Genomic DNA, 16,309 nt, shown 5'->3' on the forward strand with positions numbered 1-16,309 from the left:
CATGGCGAAAGTATTAGTTATGGGAGGCTTTGCAGAGTCCCTCTTGAATTTTCGGGGAGCGCTGCTTCAGGATATGGTGCGTTGTGGCCACGAAGTTTTTGCCTGTGCGCCAGACGAAGCGGTAGGCGTTGAAGAAAAGCTTTGCGAGTTAGGAGTGACATACATCCCGATAAAGCTCAACCGAACAGGCATCAATCCACTAGGTGATTTGCGGTTCTTAATTGCGCTAGTGTTGCTGTTTCGCTCGATTAAACCAGATCTTTTTTTTGGTTATACAATAAAACCGGTAATATATGGCTCTATTGCTGCGAAGATAAGTGGCGTGCCACGTATATATTCTATGATTACTGGCCTAGGATATTCTTTTTCAAAAGAAACTTGGAAAAGCCGATTTGTCGGCCTCATTTCCGGTCAGCTATATCGTATTGCCGCTCGATTTAATAACCATATATTTTTTCAGAACCCGGACGATCTGTCTGTTTTTGTGAATAGGCGCATTATAGCAGGAGAGAATAAAGCTGTTTTAGTGAATGGGTCTGGCGTCGATACAAAAGTGTTTAATTCGACACCCTTTCCAAAAAAACTTTCATTTCTTTTGATTGCTCGGCTCATACGTGACAAGGGGATCTACGAGTATGCCGGTGCGGCTCGAGCATTAAAGAAAGATTATCCGTGGATTAATTTTCGCCTTGCCGGCTGGATTGACGACAACCCTCACTCAATTTCTAAGTCTGATTTGGATGTTTGGCATGAGAGTGGCGATATAGAGTTTTTAGGGCGCTTGTCTGATGTACGCCCTGCACTAGCTGATTCCTCTGTCTATGTATTGCCCTCTTTTTACGGCGAGGGTACGCCTCGTACTGTGCTTGAGGCGATGGCCTCGGGTCGTGCAGTGATTACTACAGACTCACCAGGCTGCAGGGAGACGGTAGAATCTGGTGTTAATGGTTATCTGATACCAACACGTAGTGTTGATAGCCTGGTAGCGTCTATGAAGTTGTTTATTGATAGGCCGGATCTCGTTGCTTCTATGGGCGAAGCAAGTAGAGTTATAGCAGAAGAAAAATACGATGTGCGGAAGGTTAATGCCGCGATGCTCGCTTCTATGGGGTTGAGCTAGGGGAAGTTGAATGAAAGATAATCTCTTGATTTTGGGGTGTGGCGGCCATGGTCGAGTGGTTGCGGATGCAGCATCGCTCTCAGGTTTATGGGGCAAAATTGCATTTGTGGATGATATCTATCCTGAGGTTCGAGTATCCGGGGGGTATCCATTAATTGGCGATTCAAACACCCTTTCAGGCTTGAAGGAGCGGTGGCCTAATGTGGTCGTCGCTTTCGGGAAAAATAAGCTGCGGCTGCATTTTCTCGATAAATTGGGTGCCGATGGTTTTAAAATAGTATCCATTATTCATCCATCGGCTCAGATCGCACAGGATGTCGTGGTCGGTGCAGGGACCGTGTGTTTCGCTAATTGTGTGGTAAATTCTGGCTCTTCACTTGGCCGTGGAGTTATAGTCAATACTGCTGCAACCATTGATCACGATGGAAAAATTGCAGATGGGGTGCACCTTTCTCCTGGGGTGCATTTAGCTGGTGCTGTTGAGATAGGGCGCCGTTCCTGGGTAGGGATAGGCGCAAGTGTGACAAATAATGTCTTTATCGGCGCCGATGTTATAATTGGTGCCGGTGGTGTCGTTATAAATGATATACCCGATTCAGTTACTGCGGTCGGCCTCCCAGCTAAGCCTGTGGTTAACTCGGTAACTTGAGCCCCAGCTAGCCTTCAGATTTATTAACAGAGAGCGCTATCTTTGATGCTGCAAAGTAGATTGGTGTGATTCTGATGAGATTTGACACTCGGTTTTTGGATATCAGTACTCAGCAAGGTTTTTTATAATCGTCTGTTATCAGATGATTCGTGGTTCTTTCCGCTGCGCACTGAAGTATAAACGCGGGCTGCAGCTCTTCGCCTAAGCAGTCAGATTTAAGGTAAGCGTATGAGTTTTTCAACCCCCCCAAAATGCGTGGATTTCTTCATCGTAGGTGCTCCAAAGGCAGGTACGACGGCGTTGTTTGAGTATTTAAAGAGACATCCGTCGGTGTTTCTTCCCACCCATAAAGAGCCTCACTATTTCTCCCAAGACTATCCCAATATAGGTGGTAGGATAAGGGAGTTAAAGGACTACGAGGCCCTTTTCGATGGTAAATCCCTAGGGCAAAAGGCGGGTGACGCCTCCGTATGCTATTTCGGGTCACAAAGTGCTGCAAATGAAATACATGACTACAACCCTGAAGCAAAGGTTATAGTTATGCTTCGAAACCCGGTTGACCTGTTTCTGTCCGAGCACTCGCAGCTACTTTACTCTTTCTATGAATCAGAGAAAGATCCCGCCAGGGCTTGGGATCTGCAAGAGGAACGGGAGCAGGGCAGGAGTCTACCTGGCGGTTGCCGAGAGCCTATGGTGTTGCGCTACCGACAAACATGCGCGTTAGGGTCCAATCTTGCGCGTATCTACTCTGTGTTTCCTAAGGACCAGGTGTTACCCGTCCTATTCGATGATTTCGTTAGGAACACTGGGGGCGTCTACCGTGATGTGCTCCAGTTTATTGGGGTAGACGATGACGGTCGAACTGACTTTCCGAAAGTTAATGAAAGGAAGGCTCATCGTTCAGGGCTGATAGCGCGTTTTTTGATTGCGCCCCCAGGCTTTTTGGCAAATTGGCATGCGGCGTTGAGACGGCGAGTGGCTGTATCGGGAAGCCCCGTACTACAACGGGTAGAAGACATGGCACGGAAGTTTCTTGTTTTAATAAGCCGAGAGGGTGATAAGCCGAAAATTACAGAGGCAGATTACAAGCGAATCCAAGGCGATCTGGCACCAGAAGTGGAAAAACTGTCTGAACTGATGGGGCGCGACCTTTCCTCATGGAATCGCTAGCCGTTTACTAATGAAACTTATTCTTATCCATTTTTTAGGATATTTTGTCAGTGCTCTTGGCGCGGTTGTGGGCGTTAGCCTGCTGACTCGCTATGTATCTCCGGAGCAGTACGGCCAGGTTGCTCTCTATGTTGCGTTTGCAACCCTGTTTCAGTATTTGGTGAGAGAGTCGTGGGGCAATAATATTCTCCGCAATTCGTTTTATCTTAAAGCCGGTGGTGCGTACGGAGTTGTCCTTGATAAAAAGGCCTTCAAACTACTATTTGCCAGCTTTTTGGTACTAGCTCTGGGTGCATGGTTTTGGGTTTCAGCAAGAGATGGGCTTGGGGAGTTTATCAGTGGTATGGCATTTGTATCCCTTCTCGGTGCAGCGGTCATCGGGGAGTCCGCCCTCTCTGCAACGTCACAGCGCACAGGGTTTGCATTGCACTGCAACTTCTTGCAGTGGCTGCGTTTTGGGTTTGCACTACTGTTTTTTGTTTTTATAGATCAGTCGGTCACCGCCATAATGGCGGGCTTTGCTATAGGCGTTGCGTGCACGGTAATATTCGACGTTTTATTCCTTTCTTCAATCTCCTCGAAGACAGAAAAGGTGACGAACTTGGGTGGGAACGAAGGGGCAGAGCTCGAAGCTGTTAAGCCCTTGCCTATTGGGAAGTGCCTGCTTATAGGGTTTCTTCTATGGGTTATTTCCTTCTATGACCGATTGGCACTAGAGTGGTTTGTGGGGCTGGAGGTACTGGGGGCCTATTTTGTACTCTATCAACTTGGTTTTATGCCTGTAGTGTTAGTGATGAGGGCGCTATTTCAGTACATTATGCCGGTCCTATTCAAATCGAATGATTCAGCCGGAATTGTGCAGCGTAATGGTCGTGTGGTACTGGCTTTTTTGGCTCCGGGCCTATGTGGAGTGGGTGCTGTCTGGATTTTGCACGAATGGATTTTTTCATGGATGGTGGGTGATGCATACCGCCAGTATTCTTGGTTATTACCCTGGGTCGTGCTGGGCGCGGTCGGTTATTCAGTATCGTACCTACTCCAAGCCGGGTTTTATGCCAATGCTAAAATGGAGAAATTGGTATGGATTAAACTTGCCAGTGCCTCTTTATGCATAGGTTTGGTAACCATTGGAGCGGTTTACGGTGAAATTATGGGTGTTGTAGGGGCTAACGTCGTAGTGTCATTGGTTGGCGCTGGAGTAGCTTCCTTCGCTTTAAGTGCAGGGGAGTCCCACACCAAGGCGCCTAATGAACCAAATTAAAGGGTTGATGGGTCATGTCTGCTAAACGAGTTTTCGACGTTACGATTTCTCTTGTCACGTTGGTGCTGCTTGCACCCGTCGTCGTAGTTGTTTATATCAGCGTTTTACGTTTTTTGGGCAGCCCGGCCCTATTCAAACAGGTGCGACCGGGGCAGGGCGACAAGCTATTTTCGATGGTTAAATTTCGCACCATGCGCGATGCGGTGGACCCCGACGGTAACCCGCTGCCCGATAGTGAACGTCTGACCCCCTTCGGCGCGTTTTTGCGTTCTACCAGTCTTGATGAGCTGCCTGAATTATGGAATGTGCTCAAAGGTGAGATGAGCCTGGTCGGCCCGCGGCCTTTGTTGGTTGAATACCTGCCTCTCTACAGTCCTGAACAGGCGCGTCGCCATGAAGTTAAACCCGGTGTCACGGGCTGGGCGCAGGTGAATGGGCGTAATGCTATCAGTTGGGAGCAAAAGTTTGAGTACGATATCTGGTATGTAGAAAATCAGTCGTTGATGCTCGATATTAAAATTCTATGGATGACCGTGGCTAAGGTTCTTAACCGGGACGGCATCTCCTCCGAACAGAGCGTTACCGCCGAGAAGTTTAGCGGATCTTCCGTAAAACCCGATAATCTATAGCCTTCGTGGCTAGCAGGAATTTTGACATGTTAAATACCCCTTTTTCTCCCTGGCCATCATTTACGGAAGAGGAGATTTCAGCGGTTTCTCGGGTGATGGAGTCCGGCCGAGTCAATTATTGGACCGGCACGGAAGGGCGTGAGTTCGAAAAGGAGTTTGCCCGCTTCACCGATTGCAACTATGCGGTAGCAGTCTCCAACGGAACGGTCGCGCTCGATCTGGCGCTGCATGCGCTAGGTATCGGTAAAGGGGATGAGGTGATTGTCACTTCGCGCACCTTTTTGGCTAGTGTGTCATCGATCGTGCTTAGCGGCGCCAAGCCTGTTTTTGCCGATGTCGATCGGGACAGCCAGAACATTACGGCCGCATCCATCCTGCCACTGGTTTCGAGTCGTACCAAAGCTATTGTGTGCGTGCACTTGGCAGGCTGGCCCTGCGATATGGATCCTATTATGGAGCTTGCGGGAGAGTGCGATATTGCCGTTGTCGAGGACTGCGCTCAGGCCCACGGTGCTCGCTATAAGGGGCGTTCCGTCGGCTCCTTTGGGGATGTTGCGGCCTGGTCATTTTGTCAGGACAAAATCATGACCACCGGAGGCGAAGGCGGTATGGTGACGACCAACCGCAAGGATTTGTGGAAAAAGATATGGTCTTACAAAGATCATGGAAAATCCTGGGAGGCTGTCTACGAGCGCGAACACCCGCCGGGTTTTCGCTGGGTGCATGATGCTTTCGGCACTAACATGCGCATGACCGAGATGCAGGCGGCCATCGGGCGTATTCAGTTGCATAGAATGCCCGAATGGACCCTGCGCCGTCAGCGCGCTGCAAGTGCCATCGATGCAGCGGTAGCCCCCTATTCATCTATAAGGTCACCCAAACCCGGTGATAACATTGAGCATGCCCGGTACAAACATTATCTGTTCGTGGACCCTGCGCATTTGGCGGTCGGCTGGGACCGGGATAGAATCGTTGCCGAACTCGGAAAGCTCGGTGTTCCCTGTTATCAAGGTTCCTGTTCAGAAGTATATCTGGAAGCCTGTTTTGAGGGGACAGGTTTTAGACCGGCCGAAAGGCTGCCAGCTGCGCAGGAGCTGGGAGAAACCAGTTTGATGTTTCTGGTTCATCCGACACTGAGCGATGTCGAAATCGATAAAACCTGTGAGGCGCTGGTATCTGTGCTGGGCACTGCGTCCGTTTAATCGTGCGGCCACAGAAGATAAAATTGTGGCGATAGCGGATCCTAACCTGTTTAAAGGTACCCTATAGCAATGAACTTGAAACACTTTCTTCTTGCTCTTCCCCGCAAGCAAAAGCGCTTGTTGCAGCTTGCTGTGGATACGGTGCTGATCTGGATAGCGCTGTGGCTGGCTTTTTTTATCCGCTTGGGCACAGATCAACTGATTAACCCATTTGGGGATCATTTTTGGCTGTTTATCGCAGCACCCCTTACGGCATTACCCTTTTTTATCACCATGGGGCTATACCGTGCCGTTATGCGTTATATAGGGCGCGATGCGTTGATTACCCTGGTACAGGCGACCGCGCTTTCGGCGCTGGTACTGACGCTATTGATCTATTGGTATAAAGGTAATGAGCTGGTGCCTCGTTCGGTGGTGTTTAACTATTGGCTGTTATCTACAGGTTTAATCGGCTGCCTGCGACTGTTTATGCGCCGATACTTTGTGACCAATACTCCATTGTTTTATCCCTTTACTCGTTTAAGCAAGAAGCATTTTCTTGATGATAAGCGCATCCCCGTTGCTATTTATGGGGCAGGAGATGCGGGTTTCCAACTGCTGTCCGCCCTTGAACACAGCGGCGATCTGTTACCGCTGGCATTTATTGACGATGATCGTTCCCTGGCCGGAAGGGTCATTGCCGGGCTGCGAGTCTATACCCCCAAGCATATCGATCAGATGATTGAAGAAACCGGATGCAAGGAGGTGTTGCTGGCGCTGCCCAGTGCCTCGCGCAAGCGCCGCCGGGAGATCATCGACCAGCTCGAGCCCTACCCGGTTCATGTGCGGACATTACCTGGCATTAGCGAGATCGCAACGGGCAAGGTGAAGGTCGAGGATATTCGCGAAGTCGGTATCGAGGATGTCCTTGGCCGCGATGAGGTGGCACCCGATGTTTCTCTGCTAGAGCGCTGTATAACGGAAAAGACCGTCATGGTCACCGGGGCAGGGGGCTCTATCGGTTCAGAACTGTGCCGGAAAATTCTCGATAACCAGCCCTCTGCGCTGATTCTTTACGAACATTCTGAATATAACCTGTATGCGATTCAGGCCGATCTGGAAAAAATGATCGGGCGTTTAGGGCTGTCGGTACGGCTTATTCCCATACTGGGGTCGGTCCGTAATGGGAAACGTCTGCTGGCGGTCTTAAGGCGCTATTCTGTGGCGACGGTTTATCACGCAGCTGCGTATAAACATGTGCCGATCGTCGAGCACAACGTGGCGGAGGGCATAGAGAATAATGTGTTGGGTACGCTGCAAACCGCGCAGGCAGCGGTGGCTGCAGGTGTCGAGAACTTTGTTCTCATTTCTACCGACAAGGCAGTGCGTCCAACCAATGTTATGGGGGGTTCTAAACGCCTGGCCGAGATGGTTTTACAAGCGTTGGCGGTAACCCGTGAAGTGACGCTGTACCAAGCCGATAAGTGTGAGATCGACACGCCGGTGTTGGCCAATAACACCCGTTTTACCATGGTGCGGTTCGGAAATGTGCTGGGCTCATCGGGTTCCGTGATCCCCCTGTTTCGCGAACAGATCGCCAATGGAGGCCCTGTAACGGTCACCCACCCCAGTATCACACGCTATTTCATGACCATCCCCGAAGCTGCCCAGCTCGTGATTCAGGCGGGCTCTCTGGGAAGTGGCGGTGATGTCTTTGTACTGGATATGGGCGAGCCGATAAAAATCGTCGATCTGGCAGAGAAAATGGTCCATCTCGCGGGGCTGAGTGTTCGTGATGAGAAAGATCCTGATGGAGATATAGCAATCGAGTTCACCGGTTTGCGCCCCGGGGAAAAACTATACGAGGAGCTACTTATTGGCGACGCCGTGGGTTCCACCACCCATCCAATGATTATGCGGGCCGAGGAGGAGTTTATGCCTTGGCCAGAGTTGTGCCAGCTATTGGATGAGTTGAGTTTGGCGTTGCAGGGCGATGATTTTTTGACAGTGCGAAAACTGATGGTTAAGCATGTGTCCGGGTTTAATCCAGATTCCGGTATTGTTGATTGGATGCAGTCCGATTCCTGAAATTTTGTAGCCATTTCATGCCGGCTTAAGGCTCTTGTTTTAAGGAGGACTTTAATTTGTGCTGGTAGCTAGTAAACTAAAATTTTTATCGGTTGCTAATCTTTTAAACAGTGCTAATAATGCGCGTCGCCAAAATGTTTCAAAATAATGTTATTTTAGGAATGTAAAATGTCTGATATTGGTAAATCCCTATTAAAAAAAACCACTCTGAATAAAACCCTTAAGCCACTCACTCTGCAGGAGTTGGAAAAGCTGGCTTTGAACCTGGCTGATGTCATTAAAAAGCGTAAAGCCGACGAGAAACAGCAGCGGGAATCTAGAAAGCTGAAAAAACTCGCCGAGATTAAAAAGCTGATGGTCGAAGCCGGTTTGAGTGCCAGTGACCTGGGTGCCGAAAAGTCTACGCGCGCGCGCAAGGCCAAATCAGCGAAAAAGGCCTCCAGCAAAGTTAAGGTAGCCGCCAAATTTCAGATAACCGACGATCAAGGAAAAGTACACCAGTGGACCGGACGCGGGCGCACCCCTAAGGTGTTCCAGGCGTTTTTTGATCAGGGTAATAGCAAGGAAGACTGCTTGATCAAGTGATTTTTCTGATGTGCTATGAAAGATCCCATTAGTCGGAACCTATTTTATTTAGGGCGCCCACTTATGCAGATCTTTATTGGCAGCATTGAAGACGAGCGTATAAAATAGGGTACTTCGTACTCCACTTTTTAGGGCAAACCATGAGCAATATTGTATGGCATGATCAAGCCATTACCAAGGTAGAAAGAGCCACTCTAAAAAAGCAGAAACCTTGTCTGGTATGGTTTACCGGCCTTAGCGGTTCGGGCAAATCCACCATTGCGAACGCCCTGGAGCAGGAGCTGCACCGGCGGGGGTTTCATACCTATCTACTCGACGGTGATAACGTTCGTCATGGCCTCAATAAAGACCTTGGTTTTACCGATGAGGACCGTGTAGAGAACATCCGCCGTATTGGTGAGATGGCTCATCTGTTTGTGGATGCCGGTGTGATCGTAATGAGTGCCTTTATCTCTCCCTTCGCCGCGGAACGGGATATGGTTCGTGGTTTGCTGGAGACCGAGGAGTTCATCGAAGTTTACATGAATGCTCCGCTCGATGTTTGTGAGGATCGGGACCCCAAAGGTCTGTACCAAAAAGCCCGTAAGGGAGAAATTTTAAACTTCACGGGCATTGATTCCGCTTATGAAATCCCCCGCCGGCCAGATGTTACCATCGACACCGGCACCTTGCCGATCGAGGCCTGCGTGGGCGAACTGATCAGTTACATGGAAGCTAACGGGTATATCTAGCGCCCGATTGTTCAATACCGACGCTGTCATTCCCGCGAAAGCTGAGGGCCCAGGCGTAAGGGCTGCCGATTGCATTTGAGGGAGTTGTCATCTCCGCGAAGGCGGGGATCCATGCAGAGTTGTTAGATGCCCGCCTACGCGGGCATGACGGTGGTGGGGTCAGCGGTGTTTTATTCCATCCGTGGCGTTTTATGTCGTTGATGATGTTCTATGTCATCCCCGCGAAGGCGGGGATCCATGCAGAGTTGTTAGATGCCCGCCTACGCGAGCATGACGGTGGTGGGGTCAGCGGTGTTTTATTCCATCCGTGGCGTTTTATGTCGTTGATGATGTTCTATGTCATCCCCGCGAAGGCGGGGATCCATGCAGAGTTGTTGGATGCCCGCCTACGCGAGCATGGCGGTGGTGGGGTCAGCGGTGTTTTATGCCATCCGTGGCGTTTTATGTCGTTGATGATGTTCTATGTCATCCCCGCGAAGGCGGGGATCCATGCAGAGTTGTTAGATGCCCGCCTACGCGGGCATGACGAAGTTGGGGTCGTTAGATGCCCGCCTGCTCGGGCATGACGGAGTTGGGATAGTTAGATGCCCGCCTGCGCGTGGATGACGGAAATGGGGTAGTTGGATGCCCGCCTGCTCGGGCATGACAACAGTGGAGCTGCAACCTTTAGGGGATAAGGATATTCAATGTCGGCGTCTGCACTGATCGTATTGATGGCACTGGTTGGGTTGCTTGCTGCGCTGATTGCTACCCGTGTTCGTCCGGCATTTCTCTTCGGCGGCTGTTTGCTGGGTTTCTACCTTTTCGGTTTGATCGACCGGCAGCTGATGTTATCCAACTTTATCAATGGCTCACTGCTTACCCTGCTGTTATTACTGCTGGTGTCCGTTGGACTGGAAAAGAGTCGCTTGCTCGATTGGGCCACCCGGGTCTTGCTTAATACCAGCGAAAGGGCTTCATTGTTGCGTCTGGGGGGACTCACCGCGGTTCTCTCCGCCTTTTTGAATAATACCGCGGTGGTTGCCTCTCTGATGGGGCGCATCGCCTCACAGGACCGTATTGCCCCTTCGCGCCTGCTGATCCCGCTCTCCTACGCCGCGGTTTTGGGGGGCACTACTACCCTGATCGGCACCTCCACTAATTTGATTGTTAACAGTTTTGTGGAGGCGGCCGGTGGCTCGCCATTGGCTTTGACCGATTTTATGTGGGTGGGTGTGCCACTCGCTATCGTTGGGGTGCTGGCCTCGGTTGTCCTTGGCCCCAAATTGTTGCCCAGCTACCCCTCGGTGCAAAAACAACAACGCCGCTACTTTGCTGAAGCCCGGGTAGAGGAGGCAGCGCCTTTGGTCGGTCGTACGGTGCGGGAAAATCGGCTGCGCCAACTCGACAAGCTGTTTCTGGTGGAACTGGTACGTGGCGAGCGGGTGATCGCCCCGGTCAGCCCTGACCTGCTGCTGGAAGCTGGCGATCGGCTGCTGTTCAACGGAGAGACCGATAACGTGCAACAGTTAGCGGCGATCGATGGCTTGCAGCTCGCCCACGAGGCTCAGGGGGTGGGTGAGATTCAGGGAGGCATGGCCGAAGCGGTGGTTTCCAACACCTCAAAATTGGTTGGCAAGTCCCTAAAGGATAGCGGCTTTCGTAGCCGTTACGACGCGGCGGTGGTTGCCGTCAATCGTGGCCATGAACAGTTGTCGGGCAAACTGGGCAGCATCGAGCTACAGGTGGGCGACTGCTTGCTGTTGTCGGCCGGTGGAGATTTTGAACAACGAGCACGAGATAGTGGCGATCTTCACCCCATTAGCAGTGGCAGCGTTGGTGGACGACTAAGCCAGCGGGGAAGTCTGGGTTCACTGTTCTCCTTTGTCGGCGCGATTGTGTTGGCAGCGAGCGGTGTTTTGCCCCTGTTTGATGGCTTGCTGCTGGTGTTATCACTCTACCTCCTGGCTGGCTGGGTCAGCGTAGCAGAGTTGGTGCAACGTTTTCCCTACCAACTGTTTTTGGTGATCGGCAGCGCGCTGGGAATCGCACAGGTGGTTCAAGACGTTGGGCTGGTCGATCGGGCGGTGGAGTTAATACTCCCCGGCGGTGGGGCGATATCCCCCTGGGTGGCGCTACTGAGTATCTATCTGTTGACGATGGCACTGACGGAACTGGTCACCAACAATGTTGCTGCCGCATTGGCCTTCCCGGTGGCCTGGGGGCTTGCAGAGAGCCTCGGTGTCTCCTCCATGCCCTTCGTGATGGTGGTCGCGTATGGAGCCAGTGCCAGCTTTCTTACCCCCTACGGCTACCAGACCAACCTGATGGTCTATGGTGCAGGTAACTATCGTTTTGTGGATTACCTGCGCATGGGGCTCCCCATCAGCCTCATCTACGGCGTGATGGTTATGTTGCTGGTACCGTTATTTTTTCCTTTCTGATCGATCGGGCCATCAAACCCAATTTTCCAGCCTCAGCGCATCCACCCGCTTAAACTCTTTCATATTGTTCGTTACCAGTATCAACCCCTCACTGCGGGCATGTGCCGCAATATGAAGGTCATTTACGCCGGTTACCCTGCCTTGACGCTCCAGTTCTGCACGTATATCGCCATAGTGTGCCGCTGCTTTAGGGGAGTAATCCAACACATCAAGGCGAGAGCTGAAGTCTTCAACCACGCGTAGATTGTGCTCCTTGCGCTCGCTCTTTTCTGCACCGTGCAGCAGTTCGGCAAGGGTAATTGAGCTGATCGAGATTTGGCCCGCGTGACGGTTGAATGTTTCCAGTGCTTCTAACGGGCGACGTTTGATTACGTAAATAACGATATTGGTGTCGAGCATATATTTAAGCATTAGAACGCTTCCCGCTCTTGCTGCTCCTGTGAGGGACGGGTCTCCATAAAGTCTTCGCTAGCAGGCGTGGCGTCCAGAAAGAAACTGTCCCAGCTGTGGTCTATGGGGGAAAGAATGCGGTCGTTTCCCACTACCCGAACCTGTACCTTTTTGACGCCTTCGGGGAATCGACTATCGGCGGGTAAGCGAACCGACTGTGTACGATTATTGATGAATACGGATCCAGTGGACATGGCATATTCCTGGGTTGTTACTAATGGAGAGTGCCTGTATATCATGGCACCAGCATAGGTATATGGCAATGCTATATAGCAGGGAGGGGTGGGAGTTTGAAGTTTTTCATCGACCCTACGGAAAAAATATGTGATCTCCTACACAGCGTGTGGAAAAACCCTGTTCACTGTAGGGTTTAAGTGCCCTAGTATCGATCGTTCATTATTTGCACAGAATTATCATCCACACCAACAAGGGACTGTTTGGTCGATGGACAGGGATACCTACATTCAATCAGGACTGCCTGCGCTGGTAATAGTGGCTCGCTTGCAGGGCATTTCGGCCTCATTGGCGCAACTGGCGCACCGGTTTCCTCCAGCGGATGAGGATTCCGGCAAACTCCTTTTGCGAGCAGCAAAGTCAGTCGGGCTCCGTGGGCGCTTGTCGAAAGTATCGACCGAGGAGCTGCTGAAGCTGCCGATGCCGTTGGTGGCACTGCGCAAGGATGGAAGCGCCATCGTAGTGGTACGCTGCGAACAGGGCGAGGTGTTGATCCAGGACCCCCGCCAGGCATCAGCGGAGCGCATTTCGGTGGATGTGCTGGATAATCTCTACGGTGGTGAGCTGTTCCTTTTTCGCCGAGCGGATGCCGGGTCTGTTGTTGGTGGGCGTTTTGATATTCGTTGGTTTATCCCTGCGTTAAAAAAGCATCGTAAACTGCTGGGGGAAGTGCTGCTGGCGTCGGTGTTTATCCAACTGTTTGCGCTGGTGACGCCGCTGTTCTTTCAGGTGATCATCGATAAAGTGCTGGCCCACAAGGGGCTCACTACCCTGGATGTACTCGCCTTCGGCTTGTTGGTGATCTCGCTGTTTGATGTGGTGCTGGGAGCGCTCAGAACCTACCTTTTTTCCCATACCAGCAATCGCATCGACCTGATGCTCGGTGCCCGGCTTTTCGATCATCTTTTGCACCTGCCTATCGCCTACTACAACAAGCGTCGAACTGGTGAAACGGTAGCCCGGGTTCGGGAGTTGGATAGTCTCCGGGAGTTTCTTACCGGTTCAGCGCTGACACTCTGCATCGACCTGATGTTCAGCCTGCTGTTCCTGCTGGTGCTCTATCTCTATAGCCCGCTCCTCACCGGGATCGTGGTCGCTTCTATCCCGCTGTATATTTTGCTCTCCGTTGTGATTACACCGCTACTGCGAGCTCGCCTTGAGGAAAAGTTTCAGCGCGGTGCTGCCAATCAGTCGTTTTTGGTGGAATCGGTGAGCGGTATCGAAACGTTGAAATCGATGGCGGTGGAGCCGCGGATGCAGCGCCAGTGGGAGGACCAGCTGGCGGGTTATGTCCGCGCCGATTTTCGCGCGGCGCAGCTGGGCAATATCGCCAGTCAGAGTGCCTCCGGAATCAGTAAGGTCGTGACCGTTGCGATTTTATGGGTGGGTGCCCAGCAGGTTATTGCCGGGGCGATGAGCGTGGGGATGCTGGTCGCGTTCAATATGATTGCCGGGCGAATTAATGCACCCATACTGCGTTTGGTGCAGTTGTGGCAGGACTTTCAGCAAGCGGAAATCTCCATCGACCGATTGGGAGATATCCTCAATACCCCCGGCGAAAACAGCAGCGCCACTCCTCGCAGTCAGGCAGGAGCTATTAAGGGGCATATCCAATTCGAGCGGGTGGGGTTTCGCTACGACCCGCAACGGCCGGCGGCCCTGCGGCAGGTTTCGTTTGAGGCACGTCCCGGTGAAATCGTCGGCGTAATCGGGCGCTCCGGGTCGGGAAAGAGCACCCTGGCGCGCCTGCTGCAACGTTTTTATCTGCCTGAGAGCGGCCGGGTTCTGGTTGATGGTATGGACCTTGCGATTGCCGACACCGCCTGGCTGCGTCAGCAGATCGGCGTGGTACTGCAGGACAACTTTCTCTTCAATCGCTCCATTCGTGACAACATAGCGCTGGCCGACCCGGGATCATCGCTGGAGCGAGTGATGCAGGCGGCCCAGCTTGCGGGCGCCCACGACTTTATTCTGCAACTCCCCGAAGGTTATGACACCGAAGTCGGAGAGCAGGGCAATAGTCTGTCAGGTGGGCAGAAACAGAGAATCGCTATCGCTCGTGCGCTGCTCAATGATCCGCGCATCCTTATTTTCGATGAAGCGACAAGCGCGCTGGATTACGAGTCTGAACGGGTGATTCAGCAGCAGTTGCGCAAAATAGCCCACAACCGAACCCTGATTATTATCGCTCACCGCCTGTCAACGGTCGCAGAATCGGACCAGATACTGGTGATGGACAATGGACACCTGATCGAACAGGGCGAACCCAAAGAGTTGCTAAGGAACAAGGGCCACTACGCACGGATGTTAGCGATGCAAAACGGTGGCATGAGCGCATGAGGTGGTGGCGTTGGATGGGTGGGCGAATCTCTCGCTGGAAAGAGCATCGTATAGAGCGATTGCGGTGTGAGTTTCTTCCTGCCGCGCTGGCGGTAGAACAGACACCTCCCAACCCTTTGGGGCGTCTTTTTAGCCTGTTAATCATCAGTCTGTTTGTTATTGCGCTACTCTGGGGTTGGTTTGGTCGCATCGATATTGTAGCGGTCGCTCAGGGTAAGCTCGTGCCAGCCGAAGGGGTGGCGTCGATACAGAGTGAACTGTCCGGCAGAGTCGCACAGGTTGCAGTTAACGATGGCGATCGAGTAAAAGCGGGTGATCTGTTGTTGACCCTGGATGACACGTTAAACGGCGCCGACATTGATAGTTTACGCGAGCAGGTTGAGGTGATCGCCGAGCGTTTGGTGCGCCAGCAGTATCGTCGGAGTTTGTTGGAACTGATGCGTTCCATCCCGCTATTGGCATTGTTAGAGGATCAGCAGCCTCCCGGGGAGTTACTGCCTGATGCTCAATCAATGCTTTTGTTGCAGCGCCAGTGGGAGCTACTACGGTCTACTCGTCTCGCCAGCAAAGCACATGTCGCGGGGCTTAATGCACAGTTAAGGGCGTTGCATTCTGAGCAGCAAAAAATAAAGCGCACGCTGCCTATGATGGAAGAGCGGCGCAACGCGTTGAAGTCTCTCTATGATCGCCAGATGGCCCCCCGGCTACAATACCTTGACGCCGAGCAGGTGCGAATTGAGGCAGAGCAATCGTTGAAGGCCTTGTTTGCAAGGGAGGCACAGCTGTTGGCTGAAATTGATCGCGTAAGAGCAGAAGATCAACTGCTGCTGGCCAACCACGCCCGGGAGGCCCTAACCCTCGAAGAGTCACTGGCATTGGAGCTTCAGCAGCTTAAACAGCAGGTGATAAAGGCTCAACGGGGCTTTTCCAATACCCGTATTACATCCCCGACAGAGGGCATTGTGCGCTCCGTTATTCCGATAAAACCGGGAAGCGTTGTGCAAGCCGCACAGGTATTGATGGAGATCGTACCCACCGCGAGCGAGCTGCGCGCCGAGGCCTGGATCAAGAATCGGGATATTGGCTTTGTCGCTCAAGGGCAGGCGGTAGAAGTCAAAGTCGACACCTTTAACTACACCCGCTACGGCGGGATCAACGGTGAGGTCGCTTTGGTGTCAGCGGATTCTGTAAACGATTCAAACCAGGGGTTGCTGTACAAGGCGATCGTGACGCTTGCCAGCAACAGGATCGAAGTAGATGGACAGGACCAACCGCTGGCGTCGGGAATGAACGTTGCGGTCGAAATCAAAACCGGTACGCGCCGCCTGCTGGATTTTTTTCTGTCCCCATTGCTGCGCTACAGCCATGAAAGTATCAGGGAGCGCTAGCACAGCGCCGTGGCGTTAATGGTTTTAAAACAGCGAGTCAATAGAACGCATCAGGGAGGA

At 52.1% G+C, this 16,309-nt stretch carries 15 protein-coding genes; 13 read left to right on the forward strand and 2 right to left on the reverse strand.

Going from position 1 to position 16,309, the window contains the following annotated elements; genetic code table 11:
* The first annotated feature begins 1 nt into the window (after nt 1).
* From ACP3PW_RS11710 to ACP3PW_RS11760, 11 genes are all read left to right on the forward strand, one after another.
* Nucleotides 2-1,120 carry a glycosyltransferase family 4 protein gene (locus ACP3PW_RS11710; RefSeq protein ID WP_426416879.1) on the forward strand — a complete coding sequence of 373 codons (1,119 nt, stop codon included), beginning with the start codon at nt 2-4 and terminating at the stop codon, nt 1,118-1,120.
* Nucleotides 1,121-1,130: 10 nt separating this feature from the next.
* Nucleotides 1,131-1,769, forward strand: a complete 639-nt coding sequence (locus ACP3PW_RS11715; protein WP_426416880.1) for an acetyltransferase — start codon at nt 1,131-1,133, stop codon at nt 1,767-1,769.
* A gap of 228 nt (nt 1,770-1,997) precedes the next feature.
* Entirely contained in the window at nt 1,998-2,939 is a 942-nt protein-coding gene (locus ACP3PW_RS11720) for a sulfotransferase family protein (protein WP_426416881.1), read from the forward strand.
* 10 nt (nt 2,940-2,949) lie between these two features.
* Complete coding sequence (locus ACP3PW_RS11725; protein ID WP_426416882.1) at nt 2,950-4,200, forward strand: lipopolysaccharide biosynthesis protein; 1,251 nt, start codon at nt 2,950-2,952, stop codon at nt 4,198-4,200.
* Nucleotides 4,201-4,214: 14 nt separating this feature from the next.
* Nucleotides 4,215-4,829, forward strand: coding sequence for a sugar transferase (locus ACP3PW_RS11730; protein ID WP_426416883.1), 615 nt, complete (start codon nt 4,215-4,217; stop codon nt 4,827-4,829).
* A 26-nt stretch (nt 4,830-4,855) separates the two neighbouring features.
* A complete protein-coding gene (locus tag ACP3PW_RS11735) occupies nt 4,856-6,031 on the forward strand; it encodes a DegT/DnrJ/EryC1/StrS family aminotransferase (protein ID WP_426416884.1) in 1,176 nt (391 codons plus the stop codon).
* A gap of 69 nt (nt 6,032-6,100) precedes the next feature.
* Nucleotides 6,101-8,098, forward strand: a complete 1,998-nt coding sequence (locus ACP3PW_RS11740; protein ID WP_426416885.1) for a polysaccharide biosynthesis protein — start codon at nt 6,101-6,103, stop codon at nt 8,096-8,098.
* Nucleotides 8,099-8,266: 168 nt separating this feature from the next.
* Entirely contained in the window at nt 8,267-8,683 is a 417-nt protein-coding gene (locus tag ACP3PW_RS11745) for an H-NS family nucleoid-associated regulatory protein (protein ID WP_426416886.1), read from the forward strand.
* 140 nt (nt 8,684-8,823) lie between these two features.
* Entirely contained in the window at nt 8,824-9,414 is a 591-nt protein-coding gene (gene cysC / locus ACP3PW_RS11750) for an adenylyl-sulfate kinase (RefSeq protein ID WP_426416887.1), read from the forward strand.
* 191 nt (nt 9,415-9,605) lie between these two features.
* A complete protein-coding gene (locus tag ACP3PW_RS11755; RefSeq protein ID WP_426416888.1) occupies nt 9,606-9,980 on the forward strand; it encodes a hypothetical protein in 375 nt (124 codons plus the stop codon).
* 120 nt (nt 9,981-10,100) lie between these two features.
* On the forward strand, nt 10,101-11,837 hold the full coding sequence (locus ACP3PW_RS11760) for an SLC13 family permease (protein ID WP_426416889.1): 1,737 nt from the start codon (nt 10,101-10,103) through the stop codon (nt 11,835-11,837).
* 12 nt (nt 11,838-11,849) lie between these two features.
* On the opposite strand, the gene vapC is transcribed toward ACP3PW_RS11760, so the two are convergent.
* Both vapC and vapB read right to left on the reverse strand, forming a co-directional pair.
* The gene (vapC, locus tag ACP3PW_RS11765; protein WP_426416890.1) at nt 11,850-12,248 is read right to left on the reverse strand and encodes a type II toxin-antitoxin system tRNA(fMet)-specific endonuclease VapC; all 399 of its coding nucleotides are present in this window, start codon (nt 12,246-12,248) and stop codon (nt 11,850-11,852) included.
* On the reverse strand, nt 12,248-12,481 hold the full coding sequence (vapB, locus tag ACP3PW_RS11770) for a type II toxin-antitoxin system VapB family antitoxin (RefSeq protein ID WP_426416891.1): 234 nt from the start codon (nt 12,479-12,481) through the stop codon (nt 12,248-12,250). Before vapB ends, vapC begins: the two co-directional genes overlap by 1 nt.
* Before the next feature lie 250 nt (nt 12,482-12,731).
* Here vapB and ACP3PW_RS11775 point away from each other — a divergent pair, with 250 nt between their 5' ends.
* Together ACP3PW_RS11775 and ACP3PW_RS11780 are read left to right on the forward strand one after the other, a co-directional pair.
* On the forward strand, nt 12,732-14,861 hold the full coding sequence (locus ACP3PW_RS11775) for a type I secretion system permease/ATPase (RefSeq protein ID WP_426416892.1): 2,130 nt from the start codon (nt 12,732-12,734) through the stop codon (nt 14,859-14,861).
* Nucleotides 14,858-16,249 (forward strand): HlyD family type I secretion periplasmic adaptor subunit, encoded by a 1,392-nt coding sequence (locus ACP3PW_RS11780; protein ID WP_426416893.1) that lies wholly within the window; start codon nt 14,858-14,860, stop codon nt 16,247-16,249. The genes ACP3PW_RS11775 and ACP3PW_RS11780 overlap by 4 nt, the downstream gene beginning before the upstream one ends.
* Nucleotides 16,250-16,309 lie beyond the last annotated feature (60 nt).

Source organism: Aestuariirhabdus sp. LZHN29, assembly GCF_049985285.1.
In the GTDB taxonomy this organism is placed as follows: domain Bacteria; phylum Pseudomonadota; class Gammaproteobacteria; order Pseudomonadales; family Aestuariirhabdaceae; genus Aestuariirhabdus.

What these genes read in the sequence shown, in the direction of transcription:
- cysC (WP_426416887.1), top strand. Translation starts at nt 8,824, where the DNA reads ATGAGCAATATTGTATGGCATGATCAAGCCATTACCAAGGTAGAAAGA.
- ACP3PW_RS11780 (WP_426416893.1), top strand. Translation starts at nt 14,858, where the DNA reads ATGAGGTGGTGGCGTTGGATGGGTGGGCGAATCTCTCGCTGGAAAGAG.
- ACP3PW_RS11720 (WP_426416881.1), top strand. Translation starts at nt 1,998, where the DNA reads ATGAGTTTTTCAACCCCCCCAAAATGCGTGGATTTCTTCATCGTAGGT.
- ACP3PW_RS11760 (WP_426416889.1), top strand. Translation starts at nt 10,101, where the DNA reads ATGTCGGCGTCTGCACTGATCGTATTGATGGCACTGGTTGGGTTGCTT.
- ACP3PW_RS11745 (WP_426416886.1), top strand. Translation starts at nt 8,267, where the DNA reads ATGTCTGATATTGGTAAATCCCTATTAAAAAAAACCACTCTGAATAAA.
- ACP3PW_RS11730 (WP_426416883.1), top strand. Translation starts at nt 4,215, where the DNA reads ATGTCTGCTAAACGAGTTTTCGACGTTACGATTTCTCTTGTCACGTTG.
- ACP3PW_RS11755 (WP_426416888.1), top strand. Translation starts at nt 9,606, where the DNA reads ATGTCGTTGATGATGTTCTATGTCATCCCCGCGAAGGCGGGGATCCAT.
- ACP3PW_RS11710 (WP_426416879.1), top strand. Translation starts at nt 2, where the DNA reads ATGGCGAAAGTATTAGTTATGGGAGGCTTTGCAGAGTCCCTCTTGAAT.
- vapC (WP_426416890.1), bottom strand. Translation starts at nt 12,248, where the DNA reads ATGCTTAAATATATGCTCGACACCAATATCGTTATTTACGTAATCAAA.
- ACP3PW_RS11740 (WP_426416885.1), top strand. Translation starts at nt 6,101, where the DNA reads ATGAACTTGAAACACTTTCTTCTTGCTCTTCCCCGCAAGCAAAAGCGC.
- ACP3PW_RS11775 (WP_426416892.1), top strand. Translation starts at nt 12,732, where the DNA reads ATGGACAGGGATACCTACATTCAATCAGGACTGCCTGCGCTGGTAATA.
- ACP3PW_RS11715 (WP_426416880.1), top strand. Translation starts at nt 1,131, where the DNA reads ATGAAAGATAATCTCTTGATTTTGGGGTGTGGCGGCCATGGTCGAGTG.
- ACP3PW_RS11735 (WP_426416884.1), top strand. Translation starts at nt 4,856, where the DNA reads ATGTTAAATACCCCTTTTTCTCCCTGGCCATCATTTACGGAAGAGGAG.
- vapB (WP_426416891.1), bottom strand. Translation starts at nt 12,481, where the DNA reads ATGTCCACTGGATCCGTATTCATCAATAATCGTACACAGTCGGTTCGC.
- ACP3PW_RS11725 (WP_426416882.1), top strand. Translation starts at nt 2,950, where the DNA reads ATGAAACTTATTCTTATCCATTTTTTAGGATATTTTGTCAGTGCTCTT.